This is a genomic window from Micromonospora sp. NBC_00821 (assembly GCF_036347035.1).
GTDB lineage: Bacteria > Actinomycetota > Actinomycetes > Mycobacteriales > Micromonosporaceae > Micromonospora > Micromonospora hortensis.
This window is the reverse complement of record NZ_CP108880.1, coordinates 4116902-4133445: the sequence shown is the minus strand read 5'-3', so window position 1 is coordinate 4133445 and position 16544 is coordinate 4116902. Positions and strand designations below refer to the sequence as shown.

General features: G+C 71.7%; 15 protein-coding genes. 8 read left to right on the top strand and 7 right to left on the bottom strand.

Annotated features, from left to right (window positions below; translation table 11 throughout):
• Window positions 1-27: 27 nt before the first annotated feature.
• From OHB44_RS19020 to OHB44_RS19010, 3 genes are all read left to right on the top strand, one after another.
• Window positions 28-2130: a PQQ-dependent sugar dehydrogenase gene (locus tag OHB44_RS19020; protein ID WP_330437739.1), complete on the top strand. Its 2103-nt coding sequence runs from the start codon at window positions 28-30 to the stop codon at window positions 2128-2130.
• Window positions 2131-2224: 94 nt separating this feature from the next.
• Complete coding sequence (locus tag OHB44_RS19015; protein WP_112589888.1) at window positions 2225-2695, top strand: molybdenum cofactor biosysynthesis protein; 471 nt, start codon at window positions 2225-2227, stop codon at window positions 2693-2695.
• A gap of 158 nt (window positions 2696-2853) precedes the next feature.
• Window positions 2854-3381: a hypothetical protein gene (locus OHB44_RS19010; RefSeq protein WP_238682407.1), complete on the top strand. Its 528-nt coding sequence runs from the start codon at window positions 2854-2856 to the stop codon at window positions 3379-3381.
• A 1-nt stretch (window position 3382) separates the two neighbouring features.
• Here OHB44_RS19010 and OHB44_RS19005 read toward each other — a convergent pair whose 3' ends face one another.
• From OHB44_RS19005 to OHB44_RS18995, 3 genes are all read right to left on the bottom strand, one after another.
• Window positions 3383-3760 (bottom strand): nuclear transport factor 2 family protein, encoded by a 378-nt coding sequence (locus OHB44_RS19005; RefSeq protein ID WP_112672939.1) that lies wholly within the window; start codon window positions 3758-3760, stop codon window positions 3383-3385.
• A 105-nt stretch (window positions 3761-3865) separates the two neighbouring features.
• Complete coding sequence (locus tag OHB44_RS19000) at window positions 3866-4285, bottom strand: ATP-binding protein (protein ID WP_330437738.1); 420 nt, start codon at window positions 4283-4285, stop codon at window positions 3866-3868.
• 229 nt (window positions 4286-4514) lie between these two features.
• On the bottom strand, window positions 4515-4847 hold the full coding sequence (locus OHB44_RS18995) for a nuclear transport factor 2 family protein (protein ID WP_238682406.1): 333 nt from the start codon (window positions 4845-4847) through the stop codon (window positions 4515-4517).
• Window positions 4848-5028: 181 nt separating this feature from the next.
• Here OHB44_RS18995 and OHB44_RS18990 point away from each other — a divergent pair, with 181 nt between their 5' ends.
• Both OHB44_RS18990 and OHB44_RS18985 read left to right on the top strand, forming a co-directional pair.
• Complete coding sequence (locus OHB44_RS18990) at window positions 5029-5415, top strand: DUF2267 domain-containing protein (protein ID WP_238682405.1); 387 nt, start codon at window positions 5029-5031, stop codon at window positions 5413-5415.
• 173 nt (window positions 5416-5588) lie between these two features.
• Window positions 5589-6548, top strand: coding sequence for a hypothetical protein (locus OHB44_RS18985; protein ID WP_330441257.1), 960 nt, complete (start codon window positions 5589-5591; stop codon window positions 6546-6548).
• A 75-nt stretch (window positions 6549-6623) separates the two neighbouring features.
• Here OHB44_RS18985 and OHB44_RS18980 read toward each other — a convergent pair whose 3' ends face one another.
• Together OHB44_RS18980 and OHB44_RS18975 are read right to left on the bottom strand one after the other, a co-directional pair.
• Window positions 6624-9029: an RICIN domain-containing protein gene (locus OHB44_RS18980; protein WP_330437737.1), complete on the bottom strand. Its 2406-nt coding sequence runs from the start codon at window positions 9027-9029 to the stop codon at window positions 6624-6626.
• Window positions 9030-9277: 248 nt separating this feature from the next.
• The gene (locus OHB44_RS18975) at window positions 9278-10144 is read right to left on the bottom strand and encodes a copper resistance CopC family protein (RefSeq protein ID WP_330437736.1); all 867 of its coding nucleotides are present in this window, start codon (window positions 10142-10144) and stop codon (window positions 9278-9280) included.
• A gap of 103 nt (window positions 10145-10247) precedes the next feature.
• On the opposite strand from OHB44_RS18975, the gene OHB44_RS18970 reads away from it, so the two are divergent.
• From OHB44_RS18970 to OHB44_RS18960, 3 genes are read left to right on the top strand one after another with little or no spacing between them, the layout of a single operon-like run.
• A complete protein-coding gene (locus OHB44_RS18970) occupies window positions 10248-10724 on the top strand; it encodes a hypothetical protein (RefSeq protein WP_330437735.1) in 477 nt (158 codons plus the stop codon).
• A gap of 5 nt (window positions 10725-10729) precedes the next feature.
• Window positions 10730-12070, top strand: coding sequence for a hypothetical protein (locus OHB44_RS18965; RefSeq protein ID WP_330437734.1), 1341 nt, complete (start codon window positions 10730-10732; stop codon window positions 12068-12070).
• A 37-nt stretch (window positions 12071-12107) separates the two neighbouring features.
• Entirely contained in the window at window positions 12108-12875 is a 768-nt protein-coding gene (locus OHB44_RS18960) for a nucleotidyltransferase domain-containing protein (protein WP_330437733.1), read from the top strand.
• A 35-nt stretch (window positions 12876-12910) separates the two neighbouring features.
• Here the strand turns inward: OHB44_RS18960 and OHB44_RS18955 are convergent, their stop codons facing one another.
• The gene (locus tag OHB44_RS18955) at window positions 12911-14305 is read right to left on the bottom strand and encodes a dihydrolipoyl dehydrogenase family protein (RefSeq protein ID WP_330437732.1); all 1395 of its coding nucleotides are present in this window, start codon (window positions 14303-14305) and stop codon (window positions 12911-12913) included.
• A 261-nt stretch (window positions 14306-14566) separates the two neighbouring features.
• A complete protein-coding gene (locus OHB44_RS18950) occupies window positions 14567-16309 on the bottom strand; it encodes a hypothetical protein (protein WP_330437731.1) in 1743 nt (580 codons plus the stop codon).
• Window positions 16310-16544: the final 235 nt, after the last annotated feature.

Below are 16544 nucleotides of genomic sequence, written 5' to 3'. Positions count from 1 at the left end.
CACCGTCCCACCGAGACGGAGACACGCGTGCGCACCCTGCACCGCCGCGCCGGCACCGTCCGCCGGCCCACAGTGAGGGCCGGCCTCACCGCCCTCGTGCTGATCCTGTCCACACTGGTCGCCGCGCCGGCACGAGCCGCCGACGCGGTCGACGACCCGATCCCCGACATGCCGGTCCAGTCCCGACTCGGGCTGGTCCTCAGCGAGTACGCCAGCTTCCCGCAGTCGTACCCCACGCCGGCGCCGACCGACGCGCGGCTCATGCGTACCGCCCGGATCAACACCATCATGGAGGTGCCCGACGGCTCCGGCCGGCGGGCGGTGCCCGACCTCAACGGCAGCCTCTACCTGGTCGAGGGCGGCGTGCCGCACGTCTACCTGGACGTGGCCGCGACGTTCGCGCCGCGGTTCTTCTCCGGTCGTGGGCTCGGCCAGGGCTTCGGGTACGTCGCGTTCCACCCGGAGTTCGGGGTGAACGGCCGGTTCTACACCATCCACACCGAGTTGGCGTCGACGACGACCGTCACTCCGGACTACGCCCAGCCCAACACGCTCTTCCACGGCGTCATCACCGAGTGGGCGGCGACCGATCCGGCCGCCGCCACCTTCGCCGGTACGCACCGGGAGGTGCTGCGCATCGGCTTCGGCGGCCAGGTGCACGGCATCCAGGAGATCAACTTCAACCCCACTGCCAAGCGCCACGACCGTGACTACGGCCTGCTGTACCTGGCCGTCGGCGACGGTGGCCAGGGCGCCCGCAACACCGACCCGCAGAACCTGGCCCTGCCGCACGGCAAGCTGCTGCGGATCGACCCCCGGGGCACCAACTCCGCGAACGGGCGCTACGGCATCCCCGCCGGGAACCCGTTCGTCGGCCGGGCCGGCGCGCTCGGCGAGCTCTACGCGGTGGGTTTCCGGGACCCGCACCGGTTCAGTTGGGATCGGGCGACCGGCCGGATGTACCTCGGGCACATCGGCGAACACGCCGTCGAAGCCATCTACGAGGTCCGTGCCGGGGACAATTTCGGCTGGAGCGAGCGCGAGGGCTCCTTCGTCTTCGACAAGGCGGCCACGAACCCCTGCGACCGGCTGCTCCCGCTGCCCGCCGACGACGACAGGTACGGCTACACCTACCCGGTCGCCGCGTACGACCACGACCCCGCCGCCGGCTGGAACTGCACCGACGACGTCGGTGTCGCGGTGGCCGGCGGCTTCGTGTACCGGGGGCGGGCGCTGCCCGCGCTGCGCGGCACGTACGTCTTCGGTGACCTGGTCGACGGCCGGGTGCTCTCCACCGAGGCCAATGAGATGCGCCGGGGCCGGGGGCTGGCCACGATCCACCAGCTCGCGCTCTTCGACACGGCGGGCACCCCGGTCCGGATGCGCGACCTGTCCGCACCGGGCGCGCCCGGTGACCCCAACCGGGTGGACCTGCGCTTCGGCACCGACGCCGCCGGTGAGCTCTACGTCGTCGCGAAGGCCAACGGAAAGGTCTGGAAGGTGACCGGTACCCGGGAGTTCGCCAGCGGTGACGTCGGGGACGTCACCCTCCGTCGCACCGCCGCAGCCGCGAACTGGGCGCCGGTGACGCCGGCGAAGTGGCAGTTCACAGGCGACCAGGTCATCCTGGCCGAGGCCGGGGAGAGCCGGCCCGGTCCGCGCCGGCCCTTCGAGTACGCCGTGCTGACCAACGGCCCAGCGTGGTCGTCGGTGCGGGTCGACGCCCAGGTACGACTCGACACGCCGGTGGAAATCACCAACCGGGACGTGATCATCGTCTTCGGCTGGCGCTCGGACACCGAGTTCTACTACGCCCACCTCTCCACCGACAACACGATCTATCCGCACAACGGCATCTTCAAGGTGAACAACGCCGACCGGGAACGCATCGACCACCAGTGGAACGGCCGCTCCCGGGGCGCCAACCCGGCGATCACCGACGCCGACTGGCACCGGGTTCGGGTGGTGCACCTGCCGTCCACCGGTGAGATCGCCGTCTACGTCGACGGGCACCGGGACCCGCTGATGACCGCGAAGGACACCACGTTCGGCTCGGGCCGGGTCGGCTTCGGCTCGTTCGACAACGTCGGGCGCATACGAAACCTGACCGTGACCGGCACGCCGGCCTGAGCCGAGTGGGGACGGCGGCGCTCGCGCCGCCGTCCCACCGGGTCATCCGCCGACCTGGCCCGCGGGGTCCGGTCCGCTTCGTAGACTTCCTGCCATGCCGGAGATCGTCGAGTTGCTGGCCTCGCCCGTGCACCGCTTCCTGGGCCGGCCCGCCGACGGCCCGGCCCCGGCCCCGCCCGGTGAGCTGGTCGACGCCGTCCGGATCCGGGCCGGCCTCGGCATCGTCGGCGACCGGTACTTCGGCCAGCAGGCACACCGCGACGCCAGCGTCACAGTCATCGCCCAGGAGTCGCTGCCGGTCGGCATCGGCCTGGCCGAGGTGCGGCGCAACATCCTCACCACCGGGATCGCCGTGGACGAGTTGATCGGCAGGGTGCTGGTGCTGGACTCCGGCGACGGACCGGTCAGCCTGCGGGTCAACCGGGCGGCCCGACCGTGCGCCTGGATGGACGTCACCGTCGGCCCGGGAACGTGGAAGGCACTGCGCACCACCGGCGGCATCCGCTGCACGCCCCTCAACGACGGCACCCTGCGCGTCGGCGCGATCGACGCCGTCGTCAGCTGAGGAAAGGATTCGACGGTGCCGGCTCGGCTGGCCGATTCGGCGAGGTGACGCTCTGGCGAGCTGGCGCGTGGTAGAACCAAACCGCGCATCGGCTCGCAGGTCTCCGGGCAGCCGGGGGCAATGCCGGACGGGACCTCATCCGAAACAGAGGTGGTGCGTTGAACCTCGAGCTGCGGCAGCTCATCGAGGAGCTGCGGGCTGAGCTGGCCGATGTGCCGGACAGCCTGGCCTACGCCGAGTTCGGTGAGGGGGCGGCCATCGACGCCGTACCGGCGGGGCTCCCGGCCGACCTGCGGGACCTCCTGCTGGTGGCCGACGGGCTGCGGACGGGTCGGGTCGAGCTGGCCTCCTCGTCGACCCTCGCGGGGATGCAGTACCACCTGGACTACGCGCCGGACTTCTCGTCCATCCCGCAGGACCGGGCAGGCTGGCTGGTGGTCGGCGTCCGCAGCGACGAGCCGATCTTCATGGATCGTGGCACGGGAGCGATCTGGTACTTCCCACCCACCGGCACCGAGTGGTTCATGTCCGACGCGTTCGAGGAGCTCGCCCCCGACGTGGAATCCTTCGTGGACTACTACCTGCTCGGGCCGGGCTACGCCGACCTGACCCCCGCCGACGACCGGTGGTTCGCGTTCCTCGACGAGCAGGGCCTGCTCGACGAGGACGACGAGGACGGCAGTTGAGTCAGACCGGGCTGATGTGTGCGGCCAGGACCCGCCAGCCGTGCGGGTCGTCGTGGACCCACGTCCGGGTGTAGCGCAGCCGCGCCGCGAACGGCGCCCCCTCGGAAAAGCCGGACACCCGGCCCAGGAAGAACGTCACCCCCGTCTTGCCCACGACGAGCAGGTCCAACTCCTCCTCCACCAACTCCTCGACGACCGTGCGGCGGTCCCGGTGGGCGGCCAGGTCATCCTGCTTGCTGTGGGTACGCCCGTCCGGGCCGATGGCGATCAGCTGGTCGACCAGCAACTGATCGAGGGCGGCGACGTCACCGGCCCGTTGGGCGGCCTGCAGGGTGCGCTCGGCGTCGAGCAGTTCAGCCTCGCGTGCGCTGTCCGGCATGGTGGCGTCCTCCCGTTCTGGTCCGACCCGGTGCCACCGTCGGCCCGGGCTGTCCGCATTGTGGCAGCCAACCCGGCGCGGACGGGGGTGGATCGCCGCCGACGTTCACAGACTCAGGCGAATCCGTACGACTGTCTCCCCGGGACTGGCGAGCACGGCGACTTCGTCACAGATCTGCTCCACGATGGCCAGCCCGCGACCCCGTACCGAATCGGCGGCCGGCATGCTCCGGCCGAACGCCCGCGTCGGCCCCTGGTCGACCACGTCGCAGAACAGCTGACCCGACTCGGCCCAGAGCCGCACCCAGCCGCCGCCGGTGGTGTGCTGCAACGTGTTGGTGGCCAGCTCGCTGACCGCCAGCGTCAACAGCTCCGCCCGTTCGGCCGACAGGCCACGGGCCAGCGCCCCGGCGCTGACGAACGCGCGCAGCGCTCGTATGTCGGTAGCGACCTGATACGCCATGGTGTCCGCGGCGTGGGTGGGGACACTCTGCTCGGCCACGGTCTCCCGTCGCTCGCCCGGCATCAGCCCGCCCGATGCGGCTGCCCGGCCAGCGGCACCGCGTTCCGCGCGGGTGTCGTGGGCGTGCGAGCCTCGAAGTGCGCCATCGGGCAGCAGGAACCCTTCTCGTAGCGACAGCCGTTGTCGCCACATCATGTCACCCACTGCCCGCTTGACTGTCTCGTCCGTTCGGCGGTTGATCACCTGCGGGCCGGCCCGACCAGCGTCGCCGCGCCGGCGGCGGCACTCGCCGTCAGGGACGGATGTCCAGGGCGCCGATCAGCCCGTCGCGCAGGGTGAACCGGTACCGCAGCTCGATCGGGCTGCCGGGGAAGTCGCCGGACACCCGGGTGATGGCCAGGTACGAGTCGCCCGCCTGCGACGTGACCCGGACCGGTTCCGCTGTGTACGAGTAGGCGTCCATCGTCTTCTGCCGCCAGGCGCGGATCGAGGCCCGCCCGTCGTACAGGCGGTCCTCGTCGGCGACGCTCGCGGTGTCCGCGAAGCAGGCGACGAAGGCGTCCAGGTCCCGGTCGTTGACGGCCCGGAAGTACCGGTCGATCACGTCGGGCAGGTCGAGGGCCATCTGCTCCTCCTGCGGCACGGGCCGCCGTCGGGCAGCCGTCGGGTTCCCGGTCCGACCTCACCGTACGAGAAGCGGGCGGCACCGCGCGGAGCAACCAGCAGAACCATTCCCGCTGCGGCCGCCGGGTTTGCTGCCGGTGGGCCCGGGTAGCCACGCGTTTCCGAAAGCGAAGGGCAGGGGCATGGCCGAGCTGGCGTTCGTCGACAAGGTTGCGGCACGGGCGGGTCTCCCGCCGGAGCAGGCACGCCCGCTCACCGAGGCGGTCCTGCGGACCCTCACCGAGCGGCTCAGCGGCGGGGAGGCGGGCGCGTTGGCCCCCCACCTGGCCGGCGAGCTGAGTCCGCTGCTGGTCAAGGCCGCCGAGCCGCCGGAACCGTTCGGTTACGACGAGTTCCTGCGCCGGGTGGCCGACCGCGCGGGGATCGACCGTCCGGCCGCCGAGCGCGGCACCCGCGCGGTGCTCCAGACGATGCACCGGGTGGTCGGGCACCGCGAGTTCGAGGACGCCCTGGCCCAACTCCCGGCGGACCTGCGGGCACTGGCGCAACCGCTGCCGCACGGCCCCTGACCGACGCCCCCACCGCCGCGCGCCTCGGGCGTCGGTGACCGTTCGGTCCCTGGCGCGCCGCCACGACACCGGATCTACTGTGCGTTACCGATCGAACGCGCAGTGGTGGTGGTCCCGCGCCCGTCCGCCGGATCGTCGCCGCTCCGATCCGAGGAGCGTCCCCCTTGGCGTCCATGGTGTCCCCGCGTCCCCTGCTGACCGCAGCGACGACAGTCGTCGTGCTGATCACCCTCGCTCCCGCTCCCGCCACCGCGTCCCCGCACAGCTATCGGGTCGTCGACCTCGGCACCCTGAGCGGGGGTGACGGCGCTGCGACGGCGATGAACGACCGCGGCGACATCGTCGGCTGGAGCACCGTCGCCAGCGGAGCCCGGCACGCAGTGCTCTGGCGCCACGGTGTCATCACCGACCTGGGCGTGCTGCCGGGCGACACGGATTCCAGCGCCGTGGACGTCAACGAGTTCGGTGACGTGGCGATCACCTCCTTCGGCTCGGACTACCTGACCCGCGCGGTGCTCTGGCGCGACGGTCAGCTCCACGACCTGGGCACCCTGGGCGGGGAGAACAGCGTGGCGATCGGCGTCAACGACCGGCGGCAGGTGCTCGGCACCAGCGAACCGGCCGGCGAGATGCCGCACCGCTTCCTGTGGCGCGACGGTGTCTTCACCGACCTGGGCCTGGAGTACTTCTACGAGTTCACCGCCGACGTCAACAACGCGGGCGACGTGGTGGGCGGGTTCAATGTGCCGCCGCAGGACTACCCGTGCACCTGCGTCGGCGGTCTCCTGCGCAACGGCGTCTTCACCCAGATCGGCAGCGAGGCCATCGGGGTCAACAACCGGGGTCAGGTGGTGGGCGCGGCGAACGGGCGGGCGTTCCGCTGGCAGAACGGGACGTTGACCGACCTCGGCACGCTCGGTGGCTACTGGAGCCGCGCCACCGCGATCAACGACCGGGGCGCTGTGGTGGGCCAGAGCACCACCACAGCGGCGTGGCGCCCGTTCCTCTGGCGCGACGGGGTGATGACCGACCTGACCACCCGGGGCGTGTGGGAGACCGACTCGATCGAGGACATCAACATCCGGGGCCAGCTCGTCGGCGCCCGGGGGAACCGGCCGGTGCTGTTCCGCTGAGCGGCGTTCCTCGCACCACGGACGGGGCGGGGCGCGGCCTGACCCGCGGGTCAGGCCGCGCCCCTTCGTCCGAGGTCAGCCGGTTACCCCGCTGCTGACCACCCACTTCTGGTGTGCGCCGCCCGCGTACGTGCCGAGCTGGATCTGGGTGCGGTCGGCGCTGCTACCGCCGGCGGCCTCCATGATCTTGCCGGACTGCGGGTTGCGGATCGACCCGTCCGCCTGCGGCTGCCAGACCTGCGCGCCGGTGCCGTTGCAGGTCCAGAGCTGGATCTTCGTGCCGTTGGCGGTGCCGGCGTTGTCGATGTCCAGGCACTTGCCCAGCACCCGGTACGTGTCGCCGACCTTCGTCCACGACTGCGCGGCGGTGCCGTTGCAGGTCCAGAGCTGGATCTTCGTGCCGTCGGCGGTGCCCGAGTTGTCGACGTCCAGGCACTTGCCGCCGACGCCGGTGATGGTGCCGCCGGTCGGTGGCGGGGGACTGCCCGGGATCGAGTTGAGCGTGTACCACGCCTCGGTGCTCCACAGAGACTCGCCGCTGGTGGAGGTGAACGGGCGCGGCGAGCGCAGGTGCACCACCCGGCCGGCCTTGCGACCGGGCACCGTGAGGCTGACCTTCTTGCCGTCCGCCGAGAGGGTGGCCGCGGTGACGGTCAGCGTCTCCTCGTCGATCTTCGGGCCGCCGTAGTTCGACGTCGCCACGTACCGCCACTGCTTGAGCTTGTAGCGCGCGGCCAGCTCGGCGGCGGTCGCCGTCGACACCGGCTGGGTGTACTCCACCTCGAAGCCGGTAGTGGTGGCGCGCATCGCGAGCATCTCGAACGTGGTGGCGGTGTTCGGGGTGAGCTTCTGCAGGCCGTACGACAGCTTGCCGGTCTGGCCCCAGTTGCCGCCCGCGCCGAGCCCACCGACGTAGATCGCGCCGTCCGGGCCGACGTTGACCTCGGAGACGCCCGCCTCCAGGCCCTGGGTGAGCCGGAACAGCGCGCCCTGGTACTCGCCGTTGACCTTCTCCACGTTCGCCCGTTGCAGGCCGCCGTAGGTCACGTCACCGATGACGAACTGGCCGGCGTAGCGACCGCTGGTCAGGTAGAGCGGAGTGCTGGGCGAGTTGGCGATCTCGTTCTGCGGCATCCAGAGCACCGGCTGCGTGACCGCAGCGGTGTCGAACGGGCCCGCCGGGTTCGTGAAGTGGTTGAAGAACCGGCCCTGCTTGACGTGCACCAGCTTCGACGAGGGCAGCCAGCCGCCCTGGTTGTCGGTGACGAAGATGCCGCCCTCCGGGCCCCAGCCGATGCCGTGCGGCGTCCGCAGGCCGCCGGCGACGTAGCTGACCGCGCCGGTGTCCTTGTTGACCTTGAGGGTGGTGCCGCGGTTGGTGGCGGGTTGCGGGTTGGTGGTGGCGCCGCCGGAGTTGATCGAAACCGACAGGTTCAGGTAGAAGAACCCGTCCTGGTAGAGCAGGCCGAACGCGAACTCGTGGAAGTTGCCGCCGTACGGCCAGGTGGCCACCGTCTCGAGGCGCTCGGCCGCCTCGTCACCGCCGGTGTTCACCAGCCGGGTCAACCGCTGCTTCTCGGTCACGTAGACCACCCCGTCGACGATCTTTAGCCCCATCGGTTCCTTGAGGCCGCCGGCGATCTTCTTGGTGGTCACGTTGCCCGGGGTTGTCGACCCACCGGTGTTGCCGAGGATCCAGACCTCGCCGTCCTGCGAGCTGCCGGACTGGTCGCTGCCGCCCCAGGTGCTGATGACCAGCCGGCCGTCGGCCAGCCAGTCCATGCCGGTGACCTTCGGCTGGAAGCCGCTGGGCCGCAGGTTGGTCACTGTGTAGCCGGGGTGCACGCCGGTCAGCGGCAGGCCGTCGCCGGGGGTGTCGGAGACCCCCTCGCACTCCTTGCGTCCGGGTGCTGTCACCCGGACCACGCCGGCGTCGGTGCTCAGCGCAGAGTTCGGTACGACCACGAAGGTCGACGAACCGGGGGTCTTCCACTCCAGCGTGATCTGCTGCCCGCCCCCACGCTCGAAGTGGTCGATGCGCAGCGGGTGCAGGCCGGCGGTGAGGGTGACCGTGCCCTCCTTCGGCGGGGTCGCGCCGTGCAGCCCGTCGTGGTTGATCACCACGGCGTTGTCGATCGACAGCTTGGAGCCGTCGTCGCTGCTGAGCCGGAAGGTGTAGCTGCCGGCCTGGGTGGTGGTGATGTTGCCGAGCACCTGCGAGACGAAGTTGTCCTCGAAGCCGAAGTCGGCCGCCGAGGTCCAGTTGACCGTGGACATCAGCTTGTCCACGTTCGGGGTCTGGGCGGGCTTGAGCGTGCACAGCTCGGACAGCGGCACCTGCACGTCGAAGACGCGCAGCGTGACGCCCGGTTCCTGCGCGGGGGCGGCGTTGGCGGGGACGGCCCAGAGACCGGCGGCGAGGACGAGTGTCAGCGCACCCAGGACGGGATGGTGGAGTCGGCGTAGCAGGCGTGTGCCCATCGTTCCTCCAGGAGGCAGTGGAGTGTCCGACGGCCGGCGTGGATCAGTGGTGAGGATGACCGTCGGCCCGGCTCCGTAACGTCCTCGACGCCGACGAGTGACATTGCGGAAACACCGGGTGGATGGCTCGGAACATTAAGGCGTTTCGATTGGACTGTCCATGGCTTCGCCTCGATACATCAAAAGTTCCCAATGTCCGTGCGAAAGTTCGCGATAGTACGCGAAGAATGCCCGACTATTGCGACGGTCTACCGCCGTCCGCGCCGCGGCGGACCACCGCTCCGATTGCCGGTCTTCCGAGTCGGGTTGGCGGACTTGCGGGTTGCGGCTCCGCCTCGGCCCGCGCCGCCGGCGGACCGACTGTCCGCAGTGGAGGCTCCGCGTACCGAGGGCCGACGGCGAGCCGCCACCAGCACGATCGCCGAGACCACGACGACGATCAGGGCCGGGACCAACCAGGCCGGGAACCCGCCGTCGCGCTGCTCCTTCGCGGCGTCAGCCGGCTCGCTCGCCGCAGCGCCGGTGGGGGCGACGGAGCTGCCGGTGGCCCCAGGATTGGTCGAGCCCTCGCCCTCGGCCTGGGCGAGCAGCGCCGGATCCGGCCCCGCCGTGGGCACCGACCAACCGGCCGGGGCCGGCGTGCCCGGGCCCTGGTAGTCGAAGGTCACCTCGCCCCGCACCGCCTCACCGTCCGAAGCGACCGAGAGGTAGCTGGCGGTGTAGCGGCCCTTCGCCGGCCAGTGCGCGACGGTCACCATCGCCGGGAAGCCGGTGTGGTAGAGCCGTGGCTCGAACACACCGTTGACCATGAAGTACTCGGTGACCGGCTTGTCCAGTCGCTTCGGCTCACCGTAGGACCACCCGTTGTCCACTCGCGACCCGTCCGGACCGCTGATGGCGAAGTGCGCGTTGGACGCCGGCTTCTCGGTGAAGTACAACGCCAACCGGGTCAGTGGCTCGCGTACGACAGTGCCCTTCAGCGGGTTGGAGGTCGCCAGCTGGCCGTGCGCGGACGCCGGGGCGACGGGCAGCAGCAGCGTCACCACCAGTGTCGCCGCCAGCGCCGCCACGACACGGCTCAGAACCTCACGCACAGTGACCAGCTTCGATCGCATTCGTTCATCATGGTCATTTCCCCCGCACCGAACAAGACGTAGAGTTCTCCTCCCCGACGATCAACCCGACACCCGTCCCCCTCGCGTCGTTCGGAGTTCGCCCGTGTTCGTCAGTACCCCCGCCGCCCGGACCGCCGCCACCCTCGCCGCCGCCACCCTCGGTGCCCTGCTCCTCGCCGGTTGCGGGCAGGACGACGACCCCTCGGTGGGTACCCCCTCGCCGGCGCCCACGTCCGTCGCCCCGTCGGGCGCCACCCCCACCGCGTCGACCCCGACGGCCACCGGCACGCCCAGCGCCTCCGCCAGCACCGACGCGGTGGACAAACAGATCACCGTCACGATCGCGAAGAAGCGGGTCGATCCGCCCACCGGACGGGTCACCGTCAGTAAGGGTCAGCTGGTTCGGATCACCGTCACCTCCGACGTGGCCGACGAACTGCACGTGCACGGCTACGACCTGGGCGCCCGCCTGCCGGCAGGCACGCCCGGCTCGGTGGAGTTCCGCGCCGACAAGACCGGGCTGTTCGAGGTGGAGACGCACGAGTCCGAGCTGGTGCTCTTCCAGCTCGTCGTCCGCTGACCGAGATGACGGCCGCTCCCACGCTGCTGGCACACGGCGTCGGTGGCCGTCAGGACCTGCCGATCACGCTGCCGCAGCTCGTCGTCGCCGCCGCGCTGACCCTCGTCGTCACGTTCGTGGCGCTGGGCCTGCTCTGGCGCGAACCCCGGCTCGACCGGGACGCCACCGGCAGTCGCCCGGTGCCGCAGTGGCTCGCCCGACTCGTCGACGCGTCCGCGTTGCGGTGGGCGCTGCGCGGGCTCGGCCTGCTCGCCGCCGCCTGGTTCTGCCTCGGTCTGCTGGGCGGGCCCGACACCGCTGACAACCCGACCGCCGGCGCGCTCTACGTGCTGCTCTGGGTCGGGCTGGCCCCACTGTCGCTGCTGCTCGGCCCGATCTGGCGGGCGGTCAACCCGCTGCGCACCGTGCACCTGCTCGCGGCGCTGGCGACGCGGCGCGACCCGAACCGTGGGCTCCGTGAACTGCCCGACAGCGTCGGATGGTGGCCGGCCGCCGCCACACTGTTCGGGTTCGTCTGGCTGGAACTCGTCGCCCCCGACCGGGCCACCCTGCCGGTCATCACCGCCTGGCTGGCCGGATACGCGGTGGTCCTGTTGGCCGGCGCGGTGCTGTTCGGCGCCGGCTGGTTCGACCACGCCGACCCGTTCGAGGCGTACAGCACAGTGATCGGTCAACTCGCCCCGCTCGGCCGGGCCGCCGACGGCGTGCTGGTCTGGCGCAACCCGCTCGACGGGATCGCCGGCCTGCGACCCCGCCCCGGGCTGGTCGCCGTGGTGATCGTGCTGCTCGGCTCGACCATGTTCGACAGCCTCTCCAACGCGCCGGGCTGGTTGCGCTTCAGCCAGGAGAACGGCCTGCACCCGGCGGTCACCGGCAGCGCCGGTCTGAGCCTCGTCATCGCCGCCGTCGCTGTGGCGTACCTCGCCGCCACCGGTGCCGCGGCGCGCATCGGTCGCGCCGACGCCGCCGAGGCCCGGGGGGTGCCGGGCGAGATCGCCCACTCCATCGTGCCGATCGCTGTGGGGTACGTGGTCGCGCACTACTACTCGCTGCTGATCCTGGAGGGCCAGCGCACCGTCGCGTTGCTCTCCGACCCCCTGGGCACCGGCGCCAACTGGCTCGGCACCGCCGACTGGGAACCGCAGACCGCGCTGATCACGCCCTCCGGGGTGGCGACCCTCCAGATCACCGTCATCATCCTCGGACACCTGCTCGGCACGCTGCTCGCCCACGACCGCGCCCTGTACCTGTTCCCCCGGGCCCGGGCGGTGGCCGGCCAACTACCCCTGCTGGCACTGATGGTCGCCTACACCGTCGCCGGTCTGCTGCTGCTCTACGCGGGGTAGCCCCGCCCGGGTTCCGACCCGTGCGTCATGATGGCCCGTGGACTCCGATCTTCAGCGCTATCTCGACGAGCTGGTCAGCACCGCCCGGGACGTGCTCGGCGACGACCTGGTCGGCGCGTACGCGGCCGGCTCGGTGGGGCTCGGGGCGTACCAGCCAGGCCGCAGCGACGTGGACGTGGCGCTGCTCAGCGCCGGGCCGCTCACCGACACCGCCAAGCAAACGTTGGTCGCCCGGCTGCGGCACGAGGCGTTGCCCTGCCCCGCGCGCGGACTGGAACTGGTCGTCTACGACCGGGCGGTGGCCGCCTCCGGCACCCCGGAGCCCGGCTTCGAGGTCGAACTGAACACCGGGGCCGGCATGCCGTTCCGGCGCACCCTCGACCCCGCCGACCGCCCGGCCGCCGACGGCCGATTCTGGTACGGCCTCGATCGCAGCATCCTGCACCAGAGTGGACTCCCACTGCTCGGCCCGCCGGCCGGAGAGGCCTTCACCGACCTCGCCCCGGCCGACCTGCGCCGCCTGCTCATCGAGGCGCTGTCCTGGTGGCTCGCCCTGCCCACACCGCCGGCCGACCAACCCGCGCCCGGCACCGAGGACGCCGTACTCGGCGCCTGCCGGTCGCTGGTGCGCCACCGCGACGGCGTCTGGCTCGCGAAGGTGGCCGCCGGGCAGCGGCTGATCGACGCCGGCGACCCGGCCGAGGTGATCCGTCAGGCGGTCGCCGCGCGACACGGCGGGCCGCCGCCCACCGGTGCGCAGGCCCGCGCCTTCCAACAACGGGTACGCGACGAGATCGCCGGGTAGCCGCTTCGCCGCTGCGGGGGCGGGCCGCGCGGCGCTCAGCGGACCGGGCTGGCCTTCATCGAGGCGAAGAGCAGGTTGAGACCCTCGGTCATGGTCGGGTGGGTGATGATCGCGTCCCGAAGAGCGGTCCACGGCATCCCGGCGAGCATGGCCAGCTGCACCGAGGTGATCACCTCACCGGCCTCGGCGCCGAGCAGCGCCGCGCCGAGGATCCGGTCGGTGCTGGTGTCGACGACCGCCTTCCACATGCCCTGGGTCTGACGCAGGGTGCGCGCCCGGGGGATGGCGGCGACCGGCAGGTGGGCGACCTGGATGTCGTACCCGGCGCGGCGCGCCTCGGTCTCGGTCAGCCCGATCCGCGCCAGCTCCGGGGTGGTGAAGACGGCGTACGGGATCAGCCGGTCGGCGGTGCTGCGCTGGCCTCCCGCGAGGTTCGCCCGGATGATTCGGTAGTCGTCCAACGAGACGTGGGTGAACTGCGGGCTGCCGGCGACGTCCCCGGCCGCCCAGGTGCGCTCGGCGCTGGTGCGCAGGTGCTCGTCGACCTCGACGAAGCCCCGCTCGCTGAGTCGTACGCCGGCCACGTCCAGGCCGAGCCCGTCGGTGACCGGCTCCCGGCCGGCCGCCACCAGCACGTCGTCCCCGATCACCACGCTGCCGTCGTCCAGCGTCACCCGCAGCGAGTCATCGGCCTCCCGGTCGACCCGCGCGACCGCCACACCCACCCGTACGTCGATGCCGTCATCGAGGAAGACGCGCGTCACCGCGTCGCTGACGTCGGGGTCCTCCCGGGTGAGCAGCCGTGGACCGCCCTCCACCAGTGTCACAGCGCTGCCGAACAGCGCGAACATCTGCGCGAACTCCACCCCGACGGTGCCGCCGCCGAGGACCACCAGCCGGGCCGGCAGCCGGTCCAGGTGCAGCAACTCGTCGCTGGTGAGCACCCCGGCCTCGGCCATCCCGGGCACCGACGGCAGGTGGGGGCGGGTGCCCGTGTTGATCACCACGTCGCTGCCGCGCAACAGTCGCTCGCCGCCGTCGGCGAGTGCCACCCGTACGGTTCGTGGGCCGACGAACTGGGCCTCGCCGATCACCAGGTGCAGGCCGGAGTCGAGAAACTGCTGCCGGTTGGCGGCGACCATCCCCTCGACCACGTCCTGCTTGTGCGCGCGCAACAGGTCGATGTCGACCCGGCCACCCTCCACCGTCAGGCCGAGCGCCGACGCGTCCCGCAACTGGCGGGCAGCCCGCGCGCTGGTCACCAGGGCCTTCGTCGGGATGCACGCGACGTTGATGCAGCTACCGCCGATCATGCCGCGCTCGACCATGGCGACCCGCTGCCCGGATCGGGCGACGTCCATGCTCAACGTCTTGCCGGCCTTGCCGCCACCGACGACGAGCAGGTCGAACTCCTCCGGTTGGTCGGTCACCGGGCGCTCCTCTCGGTCACCGGCCAGGCCGGCGGCCACCGCTGGTGCGCGGCGGCCAGCCCAGCCTGCCAGCTCGAACGGGCACCGCGACCCGGTTCCGCGCAGAATCCGCTCGGGCCGCCCCCATTCCGCGATCTTGCACTCACTGTCGCGACGTAGGGGGCATTCCGCGCATCTCGGCGACCGAAACCGCAAGATCGGCGGGGACGGGGCCCGGGCCCGCGCGGATCCGCACGGGCCCGGGTTCGATCGCCGCTGAGGTCAGTGCCGGACGGCGCCGTTCTCGCTGACCGGCTGCCCGAAGGCGAGGAACGGTACGGGCGTCGGTGCGTCAGTGCCGATGTGCCGAGGGAAGGTCGGCTCGGCGTCGTCGGCGCTCACGTCCCGGCTTGCCGTACGGTCGGAGGCCACCGACTCGTCCGCCACCGCCGGTGCGCCAGCATGCTCGTCGTTCACCTGCTCGGCTGGGGCCTGGTCGCCGTTCGCCTGCTCGGTCGGGGACCGGTCGCCGTTGGCCTGGCCTACCGGGGTCAGGTCGGCGTAGCCGCTCTGGACCGGGCTCCGGTCGGCAGGCGCGGCGTTGAGCGGGGCGCGGTCGGCGGTGGCGCGATCGGCGTCCGCGTCGTCCACGGCGGGTCGCTCGGCGGAGTACCGGTCGACGCCGACGCGCTCGACGGTGAGCCGCTCGACGCCTACCCGCTCCGGGGCGGGCCGGTCGGCGCTGGAGCGGGAACCCACCATCGGGTACTCAGCGGTCTCCGTACCGCCGGCTGCCGCGGCCATGACCGCGGCGGCGGCCAGGTCGGCCACCCGCTTCGCCTCCCGCTGTACGCGGGCGCGGACCTCCTTGGCGTGCCGCTCGGCGGAGTCCCCGGCACGCCGGGCCTCGTCCAACCGGGCACTCTCGGCGGTCAGGTCCCGGCGGACCTCACCGAGTCGCTGCTGCATTCGGGACAGCTCGTTCTCCAGCGTCTCGCCCTCCTGGCGGATCTCGGCGAGCTGCTGGCGGCCGGTGTCCAGCTCGGCGTTCAGCTCGGCGGCCTCCTGCCGGCGCTCCTCAAGCTCCTTCTGCAGGGCGGCGAGCTGCTGCTGATGGCTGGCGGCCTGCTCGTCGGCGCGGTTGCGCAGCTCGGTCACGTGCTGCTGCGCCTCGGCCAGCAGCGCGGCGATCTGCTGCTCGGTCGCGCTGCGCTCCTCGGCCAACTCCTGCTCGGCGGCGGCCTGCTGTTCGGCGATGTCCTGCTCGGCGGCGGTACGCCGCTCGTTGACCTCTCGCTCCACGGTGGCCTGCCACTGGGCCATCTCCTGCTGGTGCTTGGAGCGGGCCGACTGGAGTTCCTGCTGGATCTGGGTACGGGCCGACTTCATCAGCGCGTCGGCGGCGACCCGGGTCTGGTTGAGCTGCTGTGCGCTCTGCTCGGTGATCCGCTTGGCTTCGTGCTGGGCGCGTTCGTGCGCGGCCTCACCGTCGGCTCGCAGCTGCTCGGCGTGCTCGCGGATCGCTGTCAGTTCAGCTTCGGCGTGGGTGCGCCGTTCCTCGTGCGCCTGCTCCTGCTCGGTCCGCCGGGCGGCCAGCTCCTCGGCCAGATCCTGACGTGCCTGCGCGGCCCGCTCACGGGTGTCGGCGAGGATCCGCTCGGACTCGCTGCGCAGCTCGTTGGCCCGGTCGGTGGCCGACTCGGTGATGATGCCGGCCTGCTTTTCGGCGAGCGCCATGATCTCGCCGACCATCGGGCCCAGATCGTGGAACGAAGCGCGGTCCACCTGCACGGGTTGCTCCTGAAGCTCAGCCAGTTCGGCGCGTAGCCGCTGCACCTCGGCGGTCAGTTCACGGACGCGGACGGCGGAGCGCCCGTGCTCTCCGCTCAGCATGGCTATCTGGCCGTCGAGCTGCTCCAGGTGCCGGTCCACCTGGCGTTTGTCGTATCCGCGCAGGGCGAGCTCGAAGCTCGGCCGGGAGGCCGCATCGTCGCGTGCTGCGTGCGGCTCAGCGCCGATGGACATGCACCATCCTCCGTACGATCGGGGCGTCAGGGTCGGCGGTCGCCTGCCCCACGGGCCGTCAGTGTGGCGCAACGCTACCGCCGACCGGACCTCATGCGAAGTCCTGCCCCACCACCTCTCACGTTGCCGTCCCGCGTTCCCCCGATCCCGCGCCGATCATCGACTCGCGGTGCCGGAAAGGTGGTGCTCCACCACCTTTGTCATCCACCACAACTCCATGATCGACGCAGGTCAC

What these genes read in the sequence shown, in the direction of transcription:
- OHB44_RS19015 (WP_112589888.1), top strand. Translation starts at nt 2,225, where the DNA reads ATGCCGGAGATCGTCGAGTTGCTGGCCTCGCCCGTGCACCGCTTCCTG.
- OHB44_RS19005 (WP_112672939.1), bottom strand. Translation starts at nt 3,760, where the DNA reads ATGCCGGACAGCGCACGCGAGGCTGAACTGCTCGACGCCGAGCGCACC.
- OHB44_RS19000 (WP_330437738.1), bottom strand. Translation starts at nt 4,285, where the DNA reads ATGCCGGGCGAGCGACGGGAGACCGTGGCCGAGCAGAGTGTCCCCACC.
- OHB44_RS18995 (WP_238682406.1), bottom strand. Translation starts at nt 4,847, where the DNA reads ATGGCCCTCGACCTGCCCGACGTGATCGACCGGTACTTCCGGGCCGTC.
- OHB44_RS18990 (WP_238682405.1), top strand. Translation starts at nt 5,029, where the DNA reads ATGGCCGAGCTGGCGTTCGTCGACAAGGTTGCGGCACGGGCGGGTCTC.
- OHB44_RS18985 (WP_330441257.1), top strand. Translation starts at nt 5,589, where the DNA reads ATGGTGTCCCCGCGTCCCCTGCTGACCGCAGCGACGACAGTCGTCGTG.
- OHB44_RS18980 (WP_330437737.1), bottom strand. Translation starts at nt 9,029, where the DNA reads ATGGGCACACGCCTGCTACGCCGACTCCACCATCCCGTCCTGGGTGCG.
- OHB44_RS18975 (WP_330437736.1), bottom strand. Translation starts at nt 10,144, where the DNA reads ATGCGATCGAAGCTGGTCACTGTGCGTGAGGTTCTGAGCCGTGTCGTG.
- OHB44_RS18965 (WP_330437734.1), top strand. Translation starts at nt 10,730, where the DNA reads ATGACGGCCGCTCCCACGCTGCTGGCACACGGCGTCGGTGGCCGTCAG.
- OHB44_RS18950 (WP_330437731.1), bottom strand. Translation starts at nt 16,309, where the DNA reads ATGTCCATCGGCGCTGAGCCGCACGCAGCACGCGACGATGCGGCCTCC.